Source organism: Pandoraea sp. NPDC087047, from assembly GCF_044745225.1.
Lineage (GTDB): Bacteria > Pseudomonadota > Gammaproteobacteria > Burkholderiales > Burkholderiaceae > Pandoraea.
Window position 1 is genome coordinate 1 of sequence record NZ_JBIUZU010000010.1, and the last position, 18,966, is coordinate 18,966.

Here is an 18,966-nt window from a genome sequence, read left to right on the forward strand (position 1 = left end):
AACAACTACCGCCCGCAGTTCTATTTCCGTACGACGGACGTGACGGGCTCGATCGCGCTGCCGGCCGACAAGGAAATGGTTATGCCTGGCGATAATGTCTCGATCAGCGTCAACCTGATTCAGCCGATCGCCATGGAAGAAGGTCTGCGCTTCGCAATCCGCGAAGGTGGCCGTACCGTCGGCGCCGGCGTGGTGTCGAAGATCGAAGACTAATTGCGGATCTGGTGAAATGGGTGCCGGTTCGCCGGTGCCCGTTTCTCAAAAATCTATTTGCTCTTTGTGATGTACCCGGCGCCCGAGCGAGGGTTGCCATGCTCTTTGGAGAATTTCCATGCAGAACCAAAAGATTCGTATCCGCCTGAAGGCTTTCGACTACCGCCTGATCGATCAGTCGGCCGCCGAAATCGTTGAGACCGCCAAGCGCACCGGCGCAATCGTCAAGGGCCCGGTGCCCCTGCCGACGCGCATCGAGCGTTTCGACATCCTGCGCTCGCCGCACGTCAACAAGACGTCGCGCGACCAGCTCGAAATCCGCACGCACCAGCGCCTGATGGACATCGTCGATCCGACGGACAAGACGGTTGACGCGCTGATGAAGCTCGACCTGCCGGCTGGCGTCGACGTCGAGATCAAGCTGCAGTAAAGCTTGCGAGCGATTTCGCTCTTGAAAGCCCCGCCAATGCTGAACCCGGCGGGGCTTTTGTTATGTGATTTAGCAACACTTGTCAAGCGATAAAAGTCCGCCTATAATGGCGGGCTCAAGTGTAGTTTTGAAAAGATGGCCCACATCCGTGGACCATCCTTTTGTCATTTAGCCCCGGCCAATCGCAGTCGGGAATGGAGAAAATCATGAGCCTTGGCCTTGTCGGTCGCAAGGTTGGCATGACGCGTATTTTCACGGACGACGGTGATTCGATTCCCGTCACCGTGCTCGACGTGTCTAACAACCGTGTGACGCAAATCAAGACGGATGAAACGGACGGCTACACCGCCGTTCAAGTCACTTTCGGCAATCGCCGCGCCACGCGCGTGGTTAAAGCCGCCGCCGGTCACTTCGCGAAAGCAGGTGTCGAAGCCGGTGAAATCCTCAAGGAATTCCGCGTTGACGCTGCCAAAGCTGCTGAACTGCAGCCGGGCGCAGTGGTTGGCGTCGATCTGTTCCAGGTAGGCCAGAAGGTCGACGTGCAAGGCGTGTCGATCGGTAAGGGCTACGCCGGTACCATCAAGCGCTACAACTTCGCTTCGGGCCGCGCATCGCACGGTAACTCGCGTTCGCACAACGTGCCGGGTTCGATCGGTATGGCGCAGGATCCGGGTCGTGTTTTCCCGGGTAAGCGCATGACGGGTCACCTGGGTGACGTCACCACGACGGTGCAGAATCTCGAAATCGCGCGCATTGACGCTGAACGTGGCCTGATCTTCGTGAAGGGTGCCGTTCCGGGCGCTAACGAAGGTAAGGTTTTCGTGACCACGGCAGTCAAGGCCAAACTCGCGAAGGGAGCGTAACAATGGAACTGAAGCTCCTGAATGAGCAAGGTCAGGAAGGCGCTGCTGTCAACGCGTCGGACGTCGTGTTCGGCCGTGACTACAACGAAGCGCTGATCCATCAGGTTGTGGTGGCTTACCAAGCCAACGCCCGCAGCGGCAACCGTGCGCAGAAAGACCGTGAACAGGTCAAGCACACGACCAAGAAGCCGTGGCGTCAGAAGGGTACGGGCCGTGCTCGTGCCGGTATGTCGTCGAGCCCGCTGTGGCGCGGCGGTGGCCGTATCTTCCCGAATTCGCCGGAAGAAAACTTCACCCACAAGGTCAACAAGAAGATGTACCGCGCCGGTGTGTGCTCGATTCTGTCGCAGCTCGCCCGTGAAGGTCGTCTGTCGGTGGTCGAGGACATCAAGCTTGATGCGCCGAAGACCAAACTGCTCGCTGAAAAGATCAAGGCCATGGGTCTTGAGTCGGTGCTGCTGATCACGGATAGCGTGGACGAGAACCTGTTCCTGGCCTCGCGCAATCTGGCTCACGTTGCCGTCACCGAGCCGCGTTTCGCCGACCCGCTGTCGCTCATCTACTTCAAGAAGGTGCTGCTGACGAAGGGCGCGATCGCCAAGATTGAGGAGATGCTGTCATGAGCGACGTGCGTAAAAACGACCATCGTCTGTACCAGGTCTTGCTCGCGCCGGTGATCTCCGAGAAGGCGACGCTGGTGGCTGACATGAATGAACAAGTGGTGTTCCAAGTTGCACGCGACGCGAACAAGCAAGAAGTGAAGGCTGCAGTTGAGCTTCTCTTCAAGGTTGAAGTCGAGTCGGTGCAAATCCTGAACCGTAAGGGCAAGCAAAAGCGCTTTGGCCGCTTCATGGGTCGTCGCGACCACGAGAAGAAGGCTTACGTGAGCTTGAAGCCGGGCCAGGAAATCAATTTTGAAGCGGAGGCCAAGTAATCATGGCACTCGTCAAAACGAAACCGACGTCGCCGGGCCGCCGTTCGCTGGTCAAGGTCGTCAACAAGGATCTGCATAAGGGCAAGCCGTTCGCCCCGCTGCTCGATACCAAGAGCAAGACCGCTGGCCGTAACAACAACGGTCACATCACCACCCGTCATATGGGTGGCGGTCACAAGCAGCACTACCGTATCGTCGATTTCCGTCGCAACAAGGACGGCATTACGGCGAAGGTCGAGCGTCTTGAGTACGATCCGAACCGCAGCGCAAACATCGCTCTGCTGTGCTACGCCGACGGCGAACGTCGTTACATCCTTGCACCGAAGGGCATGACCGTCGGCCAGCAAGTGGTGAGCGGCTCGGAAGCGCCGATCAAGGCGGGCAACGCACTGCCGATCCGTAACATTCCGGTCGGTACGACGATCCACGGCATCGAACTGCTGCCGGGTAAGGGCGCGCAAATCGCCCGTGCCGCTGGTACGTCGGCAATGCTGCTGGCTCGCGAAGGCACGTACGCTCAAGTGCGTCTGCGTTCGGGTGAAGTCCGTCGCGTGCACATCGAGTGCCGCGCCACCATCGGTGAAGTCGGTAACGAAGAGCATAGCCTGCGCCAACTCGGCAAGGCCGGTGCGAAGCGTTGGCGCGGTATTCGCCCGACCGTTCGCGGTGTGGCGATGAACCCGGTGGATCACCCGCACGGTGGTGGTGAAGGTCGTACGGCTGCTGGTCGTCATCCGGTCAGCCCGTGGGGTCAGCATACCAAGGGTAAGCGTACCCGCTCGACCAAGCGCACCGACAGCATGATCGTTCAGCGTCGCAAGAAGCGTTAATTGGAGCTAGCAAATGACTCGTTCTGTTAAAAAAGGTCCGTTTTGCGACGCTCATCTGCTGAAGAAAGTGGAAGCGGCAGCTGCATCGCGTGACAAGAAGCCGATCAAGACCTGGTCGCGTCGTTCGACCGTCCTGCCCGATTTTATCGGCCTGACGATCGCCGTACACAATGGCCGTCAACACGTGCCGGTGTACGTGACGGAAAACATGGTCGGCCACAAGCTGGGTGAGTTCGCACTCACCCGTACCTTCAAGGGCCATGCGGCCGACAAGAAGGCGAAGAAATAAGGGGCCGATCATGGAAGTGAAAGCAATTCATCGCGGTGCGCGTATCTCGGCGCAGAAGACGCGTCTGGTCGCTGACCAGATTCGCGGCCTGCCGCTTGAGCGTGCGCTCAATGTTCTGACCTTCTCGCCGAAGAAGGCCGCGGTCATCATCAAGAAGGTGCTCGAGTCGGCAATCGCCAACGCCGAGCACAATGAAGGTGCTGACATCGACAAGCTGCGCGTTAAGGGCATCTTCGTTGACAAGGCGACCTCCCTCAAGCGTTTCACCGCGCGTGCTAAGGGCCGTGGTAACCGCATCGAGAAGCAAACCTGTCACATCACTGTGACGCTGGGCAACTAAGGGGTCACGATGGGACAGAAAATTCATCCGACTGGCTTCCGTCTGGCTGTCAGTCGTAACTGGTCTTCGCGTTGGTACGCGAACAACCAGGATTTCGCGAAAATGCTGCAGGAAGATATCGGCGTTCGCGAATACCTGAAGAAGAAGCTGAAGAACGCTTCGGTTGGCCGCGTGGTCATCGAGCGTCCGGCCAAGAATGCCCGTATCACGATTTTCAGCTCGCGTCCGGGCGTTGTGATCGGCAAGAAGGGCGAGGACATCGAAATCCTCAAGGCTGAGTTGCAAAAGCGCATGGGCGTGCCCGTGCACGTGAACATCGAGGAAATCCGCAAGCCGGAAACCGATGCGCAGCTGATCGCCGACTCGATCGCTCAGCAGCTTGAGCGCCGTATCATGTTCCGTCGCGCAATGAAGCGCGCGATGCAGAACGCGATGCGTCTGGGTGCCCAAGGCATCAAGATCATGAGCGCTGGCCGTCTGAACGGTATCGAAATCGCCCGTACCGAGTGGTACCGCGAAGGCCGTGTGCCCCTGCACACCCTGCGCGCTGACATCGACTACGCAACCTCGGAAGCGAAGACGACGTACGGCATCATCGGTATCAAGGTGTGGGTGTACAAGGGTGACACGCTGGGCCGCAACGACGCTCCGGTGGCTGAAGAGCCGGCCGAAGAAAAGCGTCCGCGCCGCAACGCGCGTCCGGGCGACCGTCGCCCCCGTCGTGACGACGCTGGCGATAAGGCCGGCGCGAAGCGCGGTGGTGCTCGCCGCCCGGCTGGCAAGCCTGAAGGCGACGCCAAGACTGGAGAATAATCATGCTGCAACCGAAACGCAGAAAGTATCGCAAAGAGCAGAAGGGCCGTAACACTGGCGTCGCCACCCGTGGCAACGAAGTGTCGTTCGGCGAATTCGGCCTGAAGGCGGTCGGTCGTGGTCGCCTGACGGCTCGTCAAATCGAAGCTGCTCGTCGTGCCATGACTCGCCACATCAAGCGCGGTGGCCGTATCTGGATCCGTATCTTCCCGGACAAGCCGATCTCGCAAAAGCCGGCAGAAGTGCGTATGGGTAACGGTAAGGGTAACCCGGAGTACTACGTCGCCGAGATTCAACCGGGCAAGATGCTGTACGAAATGGACGGTGTGGATGAAGCGCTGGCGCGCGAGGCGTTCCGCCTGGCTGCAGCCAAGTTGCCGATTCAGACGACGTTCTTCGTACGTCGCCTTGGCGCCTGAAGGGAGAATTTGAAATGAAAGCATCCGAACTTCGTGCCAAGGATGTCGACGGCCTGAACAAGGAACTGTCGGATCTGTTGAAGGCCCAATTCGGTCTTCGCATGCAAGCGGGCACCCAACAGCTGAGCAACACCAGCCAGCTGAAGAAGGTGCGCAAGGACATCGCGCGTGTGCGTACCGTGTTGACTGAGAAGGCGAGCCAGAAATGAACGATACCGCTAAGACTCCGCTGAAGCGTACCCTCGTGGGTAAGGTTGTCAGCGACAAGATGGACAAGACGGTTACCGTGCTGGTCGAGCGCCAAATGAAGCACCCGCTCTACGGCAAGTACATCGTGCGTTCGAAGAAGTACCACGCGCACGATGAGGCCAACCAGTACAAGGAAGGCGATATGGTCGAGATTCAAGAATCCCGCCCGCTGTCGAAGACCAAGGCCTGGACGGTCGCCCGTCTCGTGGAAGCCGCCCGTATCGTCTAAGGCGCGCTGAAGCGAAGGCTTGACTTGCAAGTCCGGAATTATCATTGTATAATTCCGGACTTTCCGCTTCTTTCGCTAAAACCGGTCTTTGGTTTCGCAAGGGAGTGGATGGCTTCCGAAGCCGATTCGTATCCTCTACGAGTCAGGTCGAGGTAGCAAGGTTGTCCACTTTTGAACGACTCAACCCAAACGGCACCCTTTGGTGCTGACGGGGACCAAGACTGACCGACGCGTATGTGTCGGATTAAGTTGGGAAGATAACACCATGATTCAAACTGAAACCCGGCTCGAAGTGGCCGACAACACCGGTGCGCGCGAAGTGATGTGCATCAAGGTGCTGGGCGGCTCCAAGCGTCGCTACGCCGGCATTGGCGACATCATCAAGGTCAGCGTGAAGGATGCTGCCCCGCGTGGTCGCGTCAAGAAGGGCGAAATCTACAATGCAGTGGTCGTGCGCACCGCCAAGGGCGTGCGTCGCCAGGACGGCTCGCTGGTCAAATTCGACGGCAACGCCGCCGTGCTGCTTAACACCAAGCTTGAGCCGATCGGCACCCGTATCTTCGGACCGGTTACGCGTGAACTGCGTACCGAACGCTTCATGAAGATCGTGTCGCTGGCCCCGGAAGTGCTGTAAGGAGCCGACACATGAACAAGATTCGCAAGGGTGACCAAGTCATCGTTCTGACGGGCAAGGACAAGGCCAAGCGTGGCACGGTCCTGGCTGTTGATGGCGACAAGCTGGTCGTCGAGGGCGTGAACGTTGCCAAGAAGCACGCCAAGCCGAACCCGACGAAGGGCACGCTAGGTGGCGTGGTCGACAAGACGATGCCGATTCACGTTTCGAACGTGGCGCTGGTGGATGCCAATGGCAAGCCGTCGCGTGTGGGCATCAAGGTCGAAGACGGCAAGAAGGTCCGCTTCCTCAAGACGACCGGTGCGGTCGTCGGTGCCTAAGTCGCAGGGAGTATAGATAATGGCCCGTTTGCAAGAATTCTATAAGGACAAGATTGTCGCCGAGCTCACGAAGCAGTTCGGTTACAAGTCCGTCATGGAAGTGCCGCGCATCACCAAGATCACCCTGAACATGGGCCTTGGTCAAGCTGTGGCTGACAAGAAGATCATTGAGCACGCCGTTGGCGACCTGACGAAGATTGCCGGCCAAAAGCCGGTGGTGACGAAGGCTCGCAAGGCTATCGCCGGTTTTAAGATCCGCGAAGGTTACCCGATCGGTACGATGGTGACGTTGCGCGGTGAGCGTATGTTCGAATTCCTGGATCGCTTCATCACCGTGGCTCTGCCGCGCGTGCGCGATTTCCGTGGTATTTCGGGTCGTGCGTTCGACGGTCGTGGCAACTACAACATCGGTGTGAAGGAACAGATTATCTTCCCCGAAATCGAGTACGACAAAATCGACGCACTGCGTGGTCTGAATATCAGCATCACGACGACTGCGAAGACTGACGAAGAAGCCAAGGCTCTTCTGTCGGCGTTCAAATTCCCGTTCCGTAACTGAGGTAATCGTGGCTAAACTGGCACTTATCGAACGCGAAAAGAAGCGCGCCCGTCTGGTAGCGAAGTACGCTGGCAAGCGTGCTGAACTCAAAAAGACCATCGAAGACACCAGCAAGTCGGAAGACGAGCGTTATGCTGCGCGCCTTGAGCTGCAACAGCTGCCCCGCAACGCCAACCCGACGCGTCAACGCAATCGTTGCGAGATTACCGGTCGTCCGCGCGGTACCTTCAGCAAATTCGGCCTGGCCCGTAACAAGATCCGTGAAATCGCCTTCCGTGGCGAAATCCCGGGCGTGACCAAAGCAAGCTGGTAATAGGAGAAGCACCATGAGCATGAGCGATCCTATCGCCGATATGCTGACTCGCATCCGCAACGCTCAGATGGTTGAGAAGGCATCGGTGAAGATGCCCTCGTCCAAGCTGAAGATCTCGATCGCCAAGGTCCTGAAGGACGAAGGCTACATCGAAGATTACGCGGTTGAAGCAGAAGAAACCAAGCCGGTGCTGAACATCGCACTGAAGTACTACGCTGGCCGTCCGGTGATCGAGCGCCTCGAGCGCGTTTCCCGCCCGGGTCTGCGTGTGTACAAGAGTCGCAACGACATCCCGCAGGTCATGAATGGCCTCGGCGTTGCAATCGTCTCGACCCCGAAGGGCGTGATGACGGATCGCAAGGCACGCGCCACTGGCGTGGGCGGCGAAGTCATCTGCTACGTGGCCTAACCCGAGGAGAGTTGAGATGTCTCGAGTAGGTAAGAGTCCCATTGCACTGCCGAAGGGTGTTGAAGCAACGCTGGCTGGCAATGTGCTGACGATCAAGGGCGCCCTGGGTTCGCTGACCCGCGGCATCAACCCCCTCGTGATCGTCAAGATTGAAGACGGCACCATCACCTTCGCCCCGGCTGACGAAAGCCGCGAAGCGAATGCGCTGTATGGTACGGAACGTGCGCTGGTCAACAATATGGTGACCGGCGTGAGCAAGGGTTTCGAAAGGAAGCTGCAACTCGTTGGCGTGGGTTACCGTGCCAAGGCTGAAGGTAACAACCTGAAGCTCGAGCTGGGTTTCTCGCACGATGTTGTGCATGCCATGCCGGAAGGCGTTAAGGCAGAAACCCCGACGCAGACGGAGATCATCATCAAGGGCGTTGATAAGCAACGCATCGGACAAGTGGCTGCGGAAGTTCGCGGTTACCGTCCGCCCGAGCCCTACAAGGGTAAGGGCGTCCGCTATGCGGACGAGGTGGTGATCCTCAAGGAAACCAAGAAGAAGTAAGGGTGCGAAACATGGACAAGAAACAATCTCGTGTGCGCCGCGCTCGCCAGACTCGTATCAAGCTGGCAGCTCAGAAGGTGCATCGCCTTTCCGTGCATCGCACCAACGTGCACATTTACGCGCAAGTTTTTTCGGAAGACGGCACGCAAGTGCTGGCCAGCGCTTCGACGCTGGAAGCCGAAGTGCGCAAGGAACTGGGCGACAAGGAAGGCAAGGGTGGCAACGCTGCCGCTGCTGCGTTGATCGGTCGTCGTATCGCCGAGAAGGCGAAGGCCGCCGGCATCGAAAGCGTTGCTTTCGACCGCTCGGGCTTCCGCTATCACGGTCGCGTCAAGGCTCTGGCCGACGCTGCCCGTGAAGCCGGCCTCAAGTTCTAAGTAAGGATCCGTCATGGCAAAGATGCAAGCGAAAGTTCAGGCTGACGAACGCGACGACGGCCTTCGCGAGAAGATGATCGCGGTCAACCGTGTCACGAAGGTTGTGAAGGGTGGCCGTATTCTCGGTTTTGCCGCGTTGACCGTGGTTGGTGACGGCGATGGCCGCATCGGCATGGGCAAGGGCAAGGCGAAGGAAGTCCCGGTTGCCGTTCAAAAGGCAATGGAACAAGCCCGCCGCAATATGTTCAAGGTTGCTCTGAAGAACGGCACCCTTCAACACAACGTTCTCGGCCAGCACGGCGCCTCGCGCGTCCTGATGTCGCCGGCTAAGGACGGTACTGGCGTGATCGCCGGTGGCCCGATGCGCGCGGTGTTCGAGGTGATGGGCGTGACCAACGTGGTGACCAAGAGCCTTGGCTCGACGAACCCGTATAACCTGGTCCGCGCCACGCTCGATGGCCTGAAGAAACAATCGACTCCTGCTGACATCGCCGCTAAGCGTGGCAAGTCGGTGGAAGAGATCCTCGGCTAAGGGTGATCAATATGTCGCAGCAAACTGTGAAAGTTAAGCTGGTCAAGAGCCTGATCGGTACGCGTGAAGAACATCGCGCGACCGTCAAGGGTCTGGGCCTGCGTCGCCTCAATTCGGTCAGCGAGTTGCAGGATACGCCCGCTGTGCGGGGCATGATCAACAAGGTCTCGTACCTTGTGAAGATCGTCGACTGAGCGAGGGCAAAATGGAATTGAATTCGATTAAGCCGGCAGAAGGCGCCAAGCACGCCAAGCGCCGCGTTGGCCGTGGCATCGGTTCGGGTCTGGGTAAAACCGCCGGCCGTGGTCACAAGGGTCAGAAGTCGCGTTCGGGCGGCTTCCACAAGGTGGGCTTCGAAGGCGGTCAAATGCCGCTGCAACGTCGTCTGCCGAAGCGTGGTTTCAAGTCGCTGACGCGTCGTTTCGTGGGCGAAGTTCGCCTGTCGGACCTGAACAACCTGCCGGTCGACGAAATCGACCTGTTGGTTCTGAAGCAGGCCGGTCTGGTGAGCGAGCTGTCGCTGTCGGCCAAGATCATCGCCGCTGGCGAGATCACCCGCAAGGTCGTTGTGAAGGGTCTGGGCGTCACCAAGGGTGCGCTCACGGCAATTCAGGCGGCTGGCGGTTCGGTCGCAGAGTAAGTTAGGACACCCCGGAGCCAGCATTGGCCAAGTCTCCTAATCTCGCTAAGCCTGGCACGCAGGGCCCGAAGTATGCGGATCTGCGCCGGCGGCTGGTTTTCCTGCTGCTGGCGTTGATCGTCTACCGTATTGGTGCGCATATCCCGGTGCCGGGCATCGACCCCGATCAGCTGGCGCAGTTGTTCCAGCGCCAGTCGGGCGGGATCCTGGGCATGTTTAACATGTTCTCTGGCGGTGCGTTGTCGCGTTTCACGATTTTCGCGCTGGGGATCATGCCGTACATTTCGGCGTCGATCATCATGCAGTTGCTGGCGATGGTTTCGCCACAATTGGAAGCGTTGCGTAAGGAAGGCCAGGCCGGACAGCGCAAGATCACGCAGTACACCCGGTATTTCACGGTGGTGCTTGCGCTCTTCCAGGCAGCTGCAATCGCGGTGACGTTGGAGAGCGAGCCAGGGCTCGTCGTCGATCCGGGCATGTTGTTCCGCCTGACGACGGTGATCACGCTCGTGACCGGCACGATGTTCCTGATGTGGCTTGGTGAGCAGATCACCGAACGCGGCCTCGGTAACGGTATCTCGATCATCATCTTTGGTGGTATCGCGGCCGGTTTGCCGAATGCTGTGGGTGGCTTGTTCGAGCTCGTCGGTACAGGTTCGATCGGTCCGTTCTCGGCGATCGTGATCTGTGCCCTCGTGGTACTCGTGACGTTCTTCGTCGTGTTCGTCGAACGTGGTCAGCGCAAGATCCTTGTGAACTACGCGAAGCGTCAGGTCGGCAACAAGGTGTACGGTGGTCAGGCTTCGCACCTGCCGCTCAAGCTGAATATGGCAGGCGTGATTCCGCCGATCTTTGCATCGTCGATCATCCTGTTCCCGGCAACGATCGCGAATTGGTTCGGCGCAGGTGATAACGCGCGCTGGCTCAAGGATATTGCGGCGAAGTTGTCGCCGGGTCAGCCGATCTACGTGATGCTCTACGCACTGGCGATCGTGTTCTTCTGCTTCTTCTACACCGCACTGGTGTTTAACAGCAAGGAGACCGCCGAGAACCTGAAGAAGAGTGGAGCGTTTGTTCCGGGTATCCGGCCGGGCGACCAGACCGCGCGTTATATCGACAAGATCCTGACGCGTCTTACACTGGCCGGTGCAGCTTACGTCACCTTGGTGTGTTTGCTGCCGGAGTTCCTGGTGTTGCGTTGGAATGTCCCGTTCTACTTCGGTGGAACCTCACTGCTGATTATCGTGGTGGTGACAATGGACTTCATGGCGCAAGTGCAGTCGTATGTGATGTCGCAACAATATGAGTCGCTGCTCCGCAAGGCGAATTTCAAGGGCGGCAATAACATGACGCTTCGCTGATCCTGGATCATGTCGAAAGACGACGTTATTCAAATGCAGGGAGAGGTCCTTGAAAACCTCCCCAATGCCACCTTCCGGGTAAAGCTGGAAAATGGCCATGTAGTACTCGGACATATTTCCGGCAAGATGCGGATGCATTACATCCGCATCCTTCCCGGAGATAAGGTGACGGTAGAGTTGACGCCCTACGATCTGTCGCGTGCGCGGATCGTCTTCCGGGCGAAGTGATTAGAGAGAGGGAATTGTCATGAAAGTTTTGGCATCTGTTAAGTGCATCTGCCGCAATTGCAAGTTTGTGAAGCGCAAAGGCGTGCTGCGCGTGATCTGCAGTACGGATCCGCGCCACAAGCAACGTCAGGGCTAATCGGCCTTTAACGCTATTTAGTTGGGGAATTACGAATGGCTCGTATCGCAGGGGTTAACATCCCGAACCACCAGCACACCGCTATTGGCCTGACGGCTATCTACGGTGTCGGCCGCACGCGCGCTCGCCAGATTTGCGATGCCGCCGGCGTGGCGTACTCGAAGAAGGTCAAGGACCTCGACGACGCCGATCTCGAAAAGCTGCGTGATCACGTCGGTCAACTGACGGTCGAAGGCGACCTGCGTCGTGAAGTGACCATGAACATCAAGCGCCTGATGGATCTGGGCTGCTATCGTGGTATGCGTCACCGCAAGGGCTTGCCGCTCCGCGGTCAGCGCACCCGTACCAATGCGCGTACCCGCAAGGGCCCGCGTAAGGCCGGCGTCTCGCTGAAGAAGTAACCAGAGGATAGGAACTCATGGCTAAGCAACAGAACAACGCCGCTTCGCAGCGCGTTCGCAAGAAGGTCAAGAAGAGCGTTGCAGAAGGCGTCGTGCACGTCCACGCTTCGTTCAACAACACCATCATCACGATCACCGATCGTCAGGGCAACGCGCTGGCATGGGCGACGTCGGGTGGCCAGGGCTTCAAGGGTTCGCGTAAGTCGACCCCGTTTGCTGCCCAGGTTGCTGCTGAGTCGGCTGGCCGCGTGGCACTGGAATACGGCGTGAAGAACCTCGAAGTTCGCATCAAGGGCCCGGGCCCGGGTCGCGAATCCGCGGTTCGTGCGCTGAGTGCACTGGGTATCAAGATCACGGCCATCTCGGACGTGACGCCGGTCCCGCACAACGGCTGCCGCCCGCCGAAGCGTCGTCGTATCTAAGACGCTGAAGAAAATCCTGCTATAATCGCGGGTTCGCGCACGGCCTCGGCCGTGCGCGTAGTAATTTTTAAGACCACCGTCCGGTACATTGGTGCCGGACTTGCGTAGTGGACAAAGTTCGCTGCGTCAAATTTTGAGATAAAGGAACAAACGTGGCACGTTATATCGGCCCGAAGGCCAAACTCTCCCGTCGTGAAGGTACTGACCTCTTCCTGAAGAGCGCACGTCGCTCGCTCGCCGACAAGTGCAAGCTGGATAGCAAGCCGGGTCAGCATGGCCGCACCTCGGGTGCTCGTACGTCGGACTACGGCAACCAGCTGCGCGAAAAGCAGAAGGTCAAGCGTATTTACGGCGTGCTTGAGCGTCAGTTCCGTCGTTATTTCGCGGAAGCCGACCGCGTCAAGGGCAACACGGGTGAGAACCTGCTGCAACTGCTCGAGTCGCGCCTGGACAACGTCGTGTACCGCATGGGCTTTGGCTCGACGCGCGCTGAAGCGCGCCAGTTGGTCGGCCACAAGGCAATTGTGGTGAACGGTGTGGTTTCGAACATCCCGTCGATCAAGGTCAAGCCGGGTGACGTGATCACCGTGCGTGAAAAGGCCAAGAAGCAAGTGCGTATCGTCGAATCACTGACGCTGGCTGAGCAAGTCGGTTTCCCGATCTGGGTTGCGGTTGACGCCAAGAAGATGGAAGGCACTTTCAAGGCACTGCCGGAACGTAGCGATATCGCGGGCGACATCAACGAAAGCCTGATCGTCGAATTGTATTCGCGTTAATCCGTATGATGCTGACGCGCCTCTCGGCGCGTTTTGCGTTCCGTGCAGGTTGTCACCCATCAGCCTTATCGGTGTAACGAGCCGAGGGTATTGAAAAGGAAACCTATGCAAACCAGTTTGTTGAAGCCCAAGATTATTGCGGTTGAGCCGGTCGGTGAGCATCACGCCAAAGTCGTGATGGAGCCGTTCGAACGTGGCTACGGCCACACCTTGGGCAACGCGCTTCGCCGCGTGCTGTTGTCGTCGATGGTGGGCTATGCGCCGACCGAAGCGACAATCTCCGGCGTTGTGCATGAGTACGACACGATTGACGGTGTCCAGGAAGATGTCGTCAACCTCCTGTTAAACCTCAAGGGTGTCGTGTTCAAGCTGCATAACCGTGACGAAGTCACCGTTACGCTGCGCAAGGATGGTGAAGGTGTGGTGCGCGCTTCGGATATCGAAGTGCCGCATGATGTGGAACTGATCAACCCCGATCACGTGATCGCGCATTTGGCCAAGGGCGGCAAGCTCGACGTCCAACTGAAGGTTGAAAAGGGTCGTGGTTATGTCCCGGGTAACGTGCGCCGTTATGGCGACGAGTCGGCCAAGGTTATCGGCCGTATCGTCCTCGACGCATCGTTCTCGCCGGTCCGTCGTGTGAGCTATGCGGTCGAGTCGGCCCGCGTGGAACAGCGCACGGACCTGGACAAGCTCGTGATGAACATCGAAACCAACGGCGTGGTGTCGCCGGAAGAAGCGATCCGTCAATCGGCTCGCATCCTCGTCGACCAGTTGTCGGTGTTCGCTGCGCTGGAAGGCACGGAAGCGGTCAGCCAAGCGCCGATGCGTGCGCCGCAGATCGATCCGCTCCTGCTGCGTCCGGTGGACGATCTCGAGTTGACGGTGCGTTCGGCCAACTGCCTGAAGGCCGAAAACATCTACTACATCGGCGACCTGATTCAGCGTACCGAGAACGAATTGCTCAAGACCCCGAACCTGGGTCGCAAGTCGCTCAACGAGATCAAGGAAGTGCTTGCCTCGCGGGGTCTCACGCTCGGCATGAAGCTCGAAAACTGGCCGCCGGCTAGTCTCGAGAAGTAAAGTGTAACGACATGGCCGCCCTCGGGCGGCCGTGCTGCTACGTCAGTGCGGCGCGTCGGAATGTTCCGAAACGGCCGATTGCGAAGGTACCGGCCCGCGGTGTTCATCACCGATAGAAGAGCTTGGTCGAAAACTCTGTTTAAAGGAAAGTTGAAATGCGTCACCGTCATGGTCTGCGTAAACTGAACCGTACCAGCAGCCACCGTCTGGCAATGCTGCGTAACATGTCGAACTCGTTGCTCCAGCACGAAGCCATCAAGACCACGCTGCCGAAGGCCAAGGAACTGCGTAAGGTCGTCGAGCCCCTCATCACGCTCAGCAAGAAGGACTCCGTTGCTAACCGTCGTCTGGCGTTCAATCGCCTGCGCGACCGCGAAATGGTCACCAAGCTGTTCAACGAACTCGGCCCGCGTTTTGCCAACCGTCCGGGCGGCTACCTGCGTATCCTGAAGATGGGTTTCCGCGTGGGCGATAACGCACCGATGGCTTTCGTCGAACTGCTGGATCGTCCGGAAGTCGATACGGAAGTGCCGGAAGTGCCGGAAGTCGCTGAGTAAGCGATTCGCGTCACGGTCTTTTCAAGGCCGTCAGCCGTAGAAAGAAGCCAGGTCGTTGACCTGGCTTTTTTTCGTCTTAAGGTGTTGTCCGAACACGGATCGGAGCTGTCCGGAAATCGCCGCTCACACGCACATGTTTCGTGGTGTCGGTGTACAGTGAGCAATCCTTACGCTTGAACGATTTACCGCACATCATGGATGCCCTTCTTATCGTCATGACGACGTTTCCCGACGAGGCCAGCGCCGAAGCCGCCATCGACGGCATGCTGACAGAACGATTGGCGGCGTGCGTGCAGCAAATGCCCCCAGTGCGGTCGAGCTATCGCTGGCAAGGTACGCGTGAAACGAGTGTGGAAGTGCCGCTCATGATCAAGACCACTGCCGCACGATACAGCGCGCTGGAGCAGTACATCAAAGAACATCATCCTTATGACGTACCGGAAATCGTCGCATGGCCGGCCACCACGGCATTGCCTGCTTATGCGCGTTGGGTTGAGGGTGAGACGCGAGGGGAGTTACATGTTTGACGTGAACACGATGGTCGCGCCAGTGGTCGGTCGCGCTAGTGGAAGGGATGTTTCCATGGGGCGCCGAGTCTTGCGGCTCTGGTGGTTCGCGCTATTCGTTATCGTGCCCCTGCTTGTGCTGGGCGCTGGGCGCGCTCATGCCGCGGACGACTTCCTCGATCCGGACGTTGCCTTCAAGGTGTCGAAGACGGAGCAGCCCGGCGCGGTGTTGCTGCATTTCGAAGTCGCCAAAGGCTATTACCTGTATCGCGAGCGCTTTGCGTTCGCCGCCGACAATCCTGCCGTCACGCTTGGTACGCCGGAATTTCCCAAGGGCGAGGTCAAGCACGACGAGACCTTCGGCAAGGATATGGAGGTGTACCACGAGCCTATCGACGTGCGTATTCCCGTCACTCAGGCGAGCGGCCCGTTCACTCTGAACGTCACGATGCAGGGATGCGCGGACAAAGGCCTGTGCTATCCGCCGATGGATAAGCCGCTGAAGATTTCTGCATCGGCAGCCGGCGGAGCCAGCAGTTCCAGCGGCAGCAGCTTGAGTGCAGCCCAGTCGCCGGGGCCAGCGACTCAGGCGTTGCTCGGTGGCGGCGCAGCGGCGGGTGGTTCCCCGGCGGCTGCGGCGCCGGCTACACAGCCCGGCAATGCGGCGGGTGGCGGCTGGCTCTCGGCCCGCGAGGACTATAGCGAAGCGGAACGCATTCTGTCGGGCGGAAGCTTCGCGCTGGCGCTGGGGATCTTCTTCGTGCTTGGTGTGGGGCTGGCGTTTACGCCGTGCGTCCTGCCGATGGTACCGATTCTCCTGTCGATCGTTGCGGGACAAGAGGCTAGCCGGGGCAAGGCGGTGCGTCTGGCTATCGCCTATGTCCTCGGTATGGCGATCGTGAACACCGTCATTGGTGTGGCTGCCGGTTTGCTTGGGCAAGGGCTGATCGCCTTCTTGCAGGCGCCATGGGTGCTTGTCTTGTTTGCGTTGTTGATGGTGATTCTGTCGCTGTCGATGTTCGGCATGTACGAGATCCAGCTGCCTTCCCGATTGCGTGATCGGATCGATGACGCGGCACGTAAGCAGAAGTCCGGGCAATGGGTCGGCGCGGCGATGATGGGGGTGTTGTCGGGGCTGATCGTTAGCCCCTGTGTCACTGCCCCGCTGGCGGCCGCGCTCGCTTTCATCGCCAAGACCGGTGATGCCGTCTTTGGTGGTGCGACACTCTTCGCCCTGTCGTTGGGCATGGGTCTGCCGCTCGTGATTCTTGCCGGAGGTGGTGGCACGTTACTTCCCCGTGCAGGTGCATGGATGGACGGTGTGAAGCGTTTCTTCGGCTTCCTGCTCCTCGGTGTCGCGCTGTGGATTGTTCGCCCGCTGTTGGACACCCCCGTGTTGCTGCTCGGTTGGGGCGTTCTCCTGCTGGTCGCGGCAACGTTCATGCGCGTGTTCGATAGCCTGCCCGATGGGGTGAGCGGTGCACGACGCCTCCTCAAGGGCCTTGGTGTGGCTGTCGCGCTACTGGGTGGCGTGGCGCTCGTCGGTGCCGCAGCAGGTGCGCGAGATCCGCTGGCGCCGCTGGCCGGGCTGTCGACGACGGCTTCCGGAAATGCCAACGCCGGTGCGCCGGTGGCAGGGGGCGTCAGTTTCCAGCGTGTGCGCAGCGTTGCGGAGCTCGATCAAGTGGTGGCAACGGCGGGCCGTCCAGTGATGTTCGATTTCTATGCTGACTGGTGCATCAGTTGCAAGGAGATGGAGCGCTTCGTCTTTACCGATCCGCGAGTGAAAGCGCGTCTTGATCGGATGGTGCTGGTGCAGGCCGACGTTACGGCCAACAATGCCGACGATCAGGCTTTGCTCAAGCGCTTCGGATTGTTCGGCCCACCGGGGATCATCTTCTTCGACGGCAGTGGAAAAGAGGTCGCGGGCACGCGAGTGATCGGCGCACAGTCGGCAGACCAGTTCCTGCGCAGCCTCGAAAAGGCATTCGGATCGGCTGCCTGAGCGGGCCGGCGTTATGGGCGTTCCTGACGTCTAGCCGCGCCGGCAGACCGTTTGACGTGTCAAAGCGCGCTGCCTGATTCAGCCACGAGTCGCTAACGAAAAACGGCCAACCCAAGACCGGGTTGGCCGTTTTCAGATGCACGACGTCTTGCGCACGAAAGCCAGGCAATTAGCGGCTTGCGCTGGCAACTTGCATCGTTCGCGTCTTGCTCAGGCTTGTGCGCGGATCAGGCGCGCTGCGTCGAGCGCAAAGTATGTGAGGATGCCGTCGGCGCCTGCGCGTTTGAATGCGAGCAGCGATTCCATCATGACCTTGTCGTGATCGAGCCAGCCATTTTGGGCCGCGGCCTTGAGCATCGCGTATTCGCCGCTCACCTGATAGGCGTAGGTGGGGAAACGGAACTCGTCCTTCACGCGACGCACGATGTCCAGATACGGCATGCCCGGCTTGACCATCACCATGTCCGCGCCCTCTTCGATGTCGAGCGCGACTTCGCGCAGCGCTTCGTCCGAGTTGGCCGGGTCCATCTGGTACGTCATCTTGTTGCTCTTGCCCAAGTTTGCTGCCGAGCCGACGGCATCGCGGAACGGGCCGTAGAAGGCGGATGCGTACTTGGCGGCGTAGGCCATGATGCGCGTGTGGATATGACCACCGGCTTCAAGCGCTTCGCGAATGGCGCCGATGCGGCCATCCATCATGTCGGACGGCGCCACGATGTCCACGCCGGCTTGCGCTTGCGTGAGCGCTTGCTGCACGAGCAGACGTGTCGTCACATCGTTGATGACGTAGCCGTTCTCGTCGAGCACGCCGTCCTGGCCGTGGCTCGTGTACGGGTCGAGTGCGACATCGGTGAGCACGCCGAGATCCGGAAAATTGCGCTTGAGTTCGCGTACGGCGCGCGGGATCAGGCCTTCGGGGTTGGCCGCTTCGATACCGTCGGGTGTCTTGAGCGACGCTTCGATGTTCGGGAACAGCGAGATGACCGGAACGCCGAGCGTGACGCACGTGTCGGCCACACGCAGCAATTCGTCGACGGAGACGCGCTCGACGCCGGGCATCGAATCCACGGCCTCGCGGCGTTTCTCACCTTCGAGCACGAACACCGGATAGATGAGGTCGTCGCAAGTCAGGTGGTTTTCGCGCATCAGACGGCGCGAGAAGTCATCGCGTCGCATGCGGCGCGGACGAAGCAGGGGGTAGGAACTCATGCGATCGGTCCTTTGGACGAAGAATGGCGCGTCGAAAATTCCCATGGATCGGACGTCGGGACGCGTCCCGAAAACGGTGGTGTCGTTGCGGTTCGCTCAACGATTCCGTAAGAGGGAAGGCGCGCAAAAAAGGGGGCTTGCCGGGAAACTTTCGAACGCATGGTATATCATACCAACCGGATGTTCGCACTGCGTGCGACGTCCCCCGCTTCTCCTCCCTGAGCGGGCGCCTGTCGTTCTACGATAAGGCTTATTTAAACCCGCCGTGCCTACACGGCGGTTTTTTTATGCGCGCTCGAATCGTTGCGGAACATCCCTGCAACATCCCGGATTGCCCCG

The 18,966-nt window shown here is 59.2% G+C and carries 32 protein-coding genes and 1 pseudogene; 32 read left to right on the forward strand and 1 reads right to left on the reverse strand.

Annotated elements, in window-relative coordinates; genetic code table 11:
* The 32 genes and pseudogenes from tuf to dsbD form a co-directional block, all read left to right on the forward strand.
* Window positions 1-213 (forward strand): annotated as a pseudogene (gene tuf / locus ACIPHM_RS19030) (elongation factor Tu); the annotation flags it as partial.
* Window positions 214-331: 118 nt separating this feature from the next.
* The gene (rpsJ, locus tag ACIPHM_RS19035; RefSeq protein WP_010804138.1) at window positions 332-643 is read left to right on the forward strand and encodes a 30S ribosomal protein S10; all 312 of its coding nucleotides are present in this window, start codon (window positions 332-334) and stop codon (window positions 641-643) included.
* 206 nt (window positions 644-849) lie between these two features.
* Window positions 850-1,506: a 50S ribosomal protein L3 gene (gene rplC / locus ACIPHM_RS19040; RefSeq protein ID WP_400331510.1), complete on the forward strand. Its 657-nt coding sequence runs from the start codon at window positions 850-852 to the stop codon at window positions 1,504-1,506.
* Window positions 1,507-1,508: 2 nt separating this feature from the next.
* On the forward strand, window positions 1,509-2,129 hold the full coding sequence (rplD, locus tag ACIPHM_RS19045) for a 50S ribosomal protein L4 (RefSeq protein WP_010804136.1): 621 nt from the start codon (window positions 1,509-1,511) through the stop codon (window positions 2,127-2,129).
* On the forward strand, window positions 2,126-2,440 hold the full coding sequence (gene rplW / locus ACIPHM_RS19050; RefSeq protein WP_400331515.1) for a 50S ribosomal protein L23: 315 nt from the start codon (window positions 2,126-2,128) through the stop codon (window positions 2,438-2,440). The genes rplD and rplW overlap by 4 nt, the downstream gene beginning before the upstream one ends.
* A gap of 2 nt (window positions 2,441-2,442) precedes the next feature.
* Window positions 2,443-3,270, forward strand: coding sequence for a 50S ribosomal protein L2 (gene rplB, locus ACIPHM_RS19055; protein WP_039393727.1), 828 nt, complete (start codon window positions 2,443-2,445; stop codon window positions 3,268-3,270).
* 13 nt (window positions 3,271-3,283) lie between these two features.
* A complete protein-coding gene (rpsS, locus tag ACIPHM_RS19060) occupies window positions 3,284-3,559 on the forward strand; it encodes a 30S ribosomal protein S19 (protein ID WP_010804133.1) in 276 nt (91 codons plus the stop codon).
* Between the two features lie 10 nt (window positions 3,560-3,569).
* Window positions 3,570-3,899, forward strand: a complete 330-nt coding sequence (gene rplV / locus ACIPHM_RS19065; protein WP_400331518.1) for a 50S ribosomal protein L22 — start codon at window positions 3,570-3,572, stop codon at window positions 3,897-3,899.
* Window positions 3,900-3,908: 9 nt separating this feature from the next.
* A complete protein-coding gene (rpsC, locus tag ACIPHM_RS19070; protein ID WP_400331521.1) occupies window positions 3,909-4,712 on the forward strand; it encodes a 30S ribosomal protein S3 in 804 nt (267 codons plus the stop codon).
* 2 nt (window positions 4,713-4,714) lie between these two features.
* Window positions 4,715-5,131, forward strand: a complete 417-nt coding sequence (gene rplP / locus ACIPHM_RS19075) for a 50S ribosomal protein L16 (protein WP_010804130.1) — start codon at window positions 4,715-4,717, stop codon at window positions 5,129-5,131.
* 14 nt (window positions 5,132-5,145) lie between these two features.
* Complete coding sequence (rpmC, locus tag ACIPHM_RS19080) at window positions 5,146-5,340, forward strand: 50S ribosomal protein L29 (RefSeq protein ID WP_010804129.1); 195 nt, start codon at window positions 5,146-5,148, stop codon at window positions 5,338-5,340.
* Complete coding sequence (gene rpsQ / locus ACIPHM_RS19085; protein WP_400331525.1) at window positions 5,337-5,609, forward strand: 30S ribosomal protein S17; 273 nt, start codon at window positions 5,337-5,339, stop codon at window positions 5,607-5,609. Before rpmC ends, rpsQ begins: the two co-directional genes overlap by 4 nt.
* A gap of 265 nt (window positions 5,610-5,874) precedes the next feature.
* Window positions 5,875-6,243, forward strand: coding sequence for a 50S ribosomal protein L14 (rplN, locus tag ACIPHM_RS19090; RefSeq protein WP_010804127.1), 369 nt, complete (start codon window positions 5,875-5,877; stop codon window positions 6,241-6,243).
* 11 nt (window positions 6,244-6,254) lie between these two features.
* Window positions 6,255-6,563 carry a 50S ribosomal protein L24 gene (gene rplX / locus ACIPHM_RS19095; RefSeq protein WP_400331528.1) on the forward strand — a complete coding sequence of 103 codons (309 nt, stop codon included), beginning with the start codon at window positions 6,255-6,257 and terminating at the stop codon, window positions 6,561-6,563.
* 19 nt (window positions 6,564-6,582) lie between these two features.
* A complete protein-coding gene (rplE, locus tag ACIPHM_RS19100; RefSeq protein ID WP_023593829.1) occupies window positions 6,583-7,122 on the forward strand; it encodes a 50S ribosomal protein L5 in 540 nt (179 codons plus the stop codon).
* 7 nt (window positions 7,123-7,129) lie between these two features.
* Entirely contained in the window at window positions 7,130-7,435 is a 306-nt protein-coding gene (rpsN, locus tag ACIPHM_RS19105) for a 30S ribosomal protein S14 (protein WP_400331531.1), read from the forward strand.
* A gap of 13 nt (window positions 7,436-7,448) precedes the next feature.
* On the forward strand, window positions 7,449-7,844 hold the full coding sequence (rpsH, locus tag ACIPHM_RS19110) for a 30S ribosomal protein S8 (RefSeq protein WP_400331534.1): 396 nt from the start codon (window positions 7,449-7,451) through the stop codon (window positions 7,842-7,844).
* Between the two features lie 16 nt (window positions 7,845-7,860).
* Complete coding sequence (gene rplF / locus ACIPHM_RS19115; protein ID WP_400331536.1) at window positions 7,861-8,394, forward strand: 50S ribosomal protein L6; 534 nt, start codon at window positions 7,861-7,863, stop codon at window positions 8,392-8,394.
* An 11-nt stretch (window positions 8,395-8,405) separates the two neighbouring features.
* A complete protein-coding gene (gene rplR / locus ACIPHM_RS19120) occupies window positions 8,406-8,771 on the forward strand; it encodes a 50S ribosomal protein L18 (protein ID WP_010804121.1) in 366 nt (121 codons plus the stop codon).
* A gap of 13 nt (window positions 8,772-8,784) precedes the next feature.
* On the forward strand, window positions 8,785-9,303 hold the full coding sequence (gene rpsE, locus ACIPHM_RS19125; protein ID WP_039393711.1) for a 30S ribosomal protein S5: 519 nt from the start codon (window positions 8,785-8,787) through the stop codon (window positions 9,301-9,303).
* An 11-nt stretch (window positions 9,304-9,314) separates the two neighbouring features.
* On the forward strand, window positions 9,315-9,497 hold the full coding sequence (gene rpmD, locus ACIPHM_RS19130; protein ID WP_010804119.1) for a 50S ribosomal protein L30: 183 nt from the start codon (window positions 9,315-9,317) through the stop codon (window positions 9,495-9,497).
* 11 nt (window positions 9,498-9,508) lie between these two features.
* Complete coding sequence (gene rplO / locus ACIPHM_RS19135) at window positions 9,509-9,943, forward strand: 50S ribosomal protein L15 (RefSeq protein ID WP_039393709.1); 435 nt, start codon at window positions 9,509-9,511, stop codon at window positions 9,941-9,943.
* Between the two features lie 23 nt (window positions 9,944-9,966).
* Window positions 9,967-11,304 carry a preprotein translocase subunit SecY gene (gene secY, locus ACIPHM_RS19140; RefSeq protein WP_010804117.1) on the forward strand — a complete coding sequence of 446 codons (1,338 nt, stop codon included), beginning with the start codon at window positions 9,967-9,969 and terminating at the stop codon, window positions 11,302-11,304.
* Between the two features lie 9 nt (window positions 11,305-11,313).
* On the forward strand, window positions 11,314-11,532 hold the full coding sequence (infA, locus tag ACIPHM_RS19145) for a translation initiation factor IF-1 (protein ID WP_010804116.1): 219 nt from the start codon (window positions 11,314-11,316) through the stop codon (window positions 11,530-11,532).
* Window positions 11,533-11,551: 19 nt separating this feature from the next.
* Window positions 11,552-11,668: a 50S ribosomal protein L36 gene (gene rpmJ, locus ACIPHM_RS19150; protein WP_400331543.1), complete on the forward strand. Its 117-nt coding sequence runs from the start codon at window positions 11,552-11,554 to the stop codon at window positions 11,666-11,668.
* A 35-nt stretch (window positions 11,669-11,703) separates the two neighbouring features.
* Window positions 11,704-12,069, forward strand: coding sequence for a 30S ribosomal protein S13 (gene rpsM, locus ACIPHM_RS19155; RefSeq protein WP_400331545.1), 366 nt, complete (start codon window positions 11,704-11,706; stop codon window positions 12,067-12,069).
* A 17-nt stretch (window positions 12,070-12,086) separates the two neighbouring features.
* Entirely contained in the window at window positions 12,087-12,491 is a 405-nt protein-coding gene (gene rpsK / locus ACIPHM_RS19160; protein ID WP_400331548.1) for a 30S ribosomal protein S11, read from the forward strand.
* Window positions 12,492-12,643: 152 nt separating this feature from the next.
* The gene (gene rpsD / locus ACIPHM_RS19165) at window positions 12,644-13,267 is read left to right on the forward strand and encodes a 30S ribosomal protein S4 (protein ID WP_400331551.1); all 624 of its coding nucleotides are present in this window, start codon (window positions 12,644-12,646) and stop codon (window positions 13,265-13,267) included.
* Between the two features lie 105 nt (window positions 13,268-13,372).
* Window positions 13,373-14,350 carry a DNA-directed RNA polymerase subunit alpha gene (locus ACIPHM_RS19170; protein ID WP_400331554.1) on the forward strand — a complete coding sequence of 326 codons (978 nt, stop codon included), beginning with the start codon at window positions 13,373-13,375 and terminating at the stop codon, window positions 14,348-14,350.
* A 155-nt stretch (window positions 14,351-14,505) separates the two neighbouring features.
* Window positions 14,506-14,907, forward strand: a complete 402-nt coding sequence (rplQ, locus tag ACIPHM_RS19175) for a 50S ribosomal protein L17 (RefSeq protein ID WP_400331557.1) — start codon at window positions 14,506-14,508, stop codon at window positions 14,905-14,907.
* 194 nt (window positions 14,908-15,101) lie between these two features.
* Window positions 15,102-15,434, forward strand: a complete 333-nt coding sequence (cutA, locus tag ACIPHM_RS19180) for a divalent-cation tolerance protein CutA (protein ID WP_400332029.1) — start codon at window positions 15,102-15,104, stop codon at window positions 15,432-15,434.
* 55 nt (window positions 15,435-15,489) lie between these two features.
* Window positions 15,490-17,418, forward strand: a complete 1,929-nt coding sequence (gene dsbD, locus ACIPHM_RS19185; protein ID WP_400331560.1) for a protein-disulfide reductase DsbD — start codon at window positions 15,490-15,492, stop codon at window positions 17,416-17,418.
* A gap of 210 nt (window positions 17,419-17,628) precedes the next feature.
* Here the strand turns inward: dsbD and hemB are convergent, their stop codons facing one another.
* Window positions 17,629-18,627 (reverse strand): porphobilinogen synthase, encoded by a 999-nt coding sequence (hemB, locus tag ACIPHM_RS19190; protein WP_400331563.1) that lies wholly within the window; start codon window positions 18,625-18,627, stop codon window positions 17,629-17,631.
* Between the last annotated feature and the right edge of the window lie 339 nt (window positions 18,628-18,966).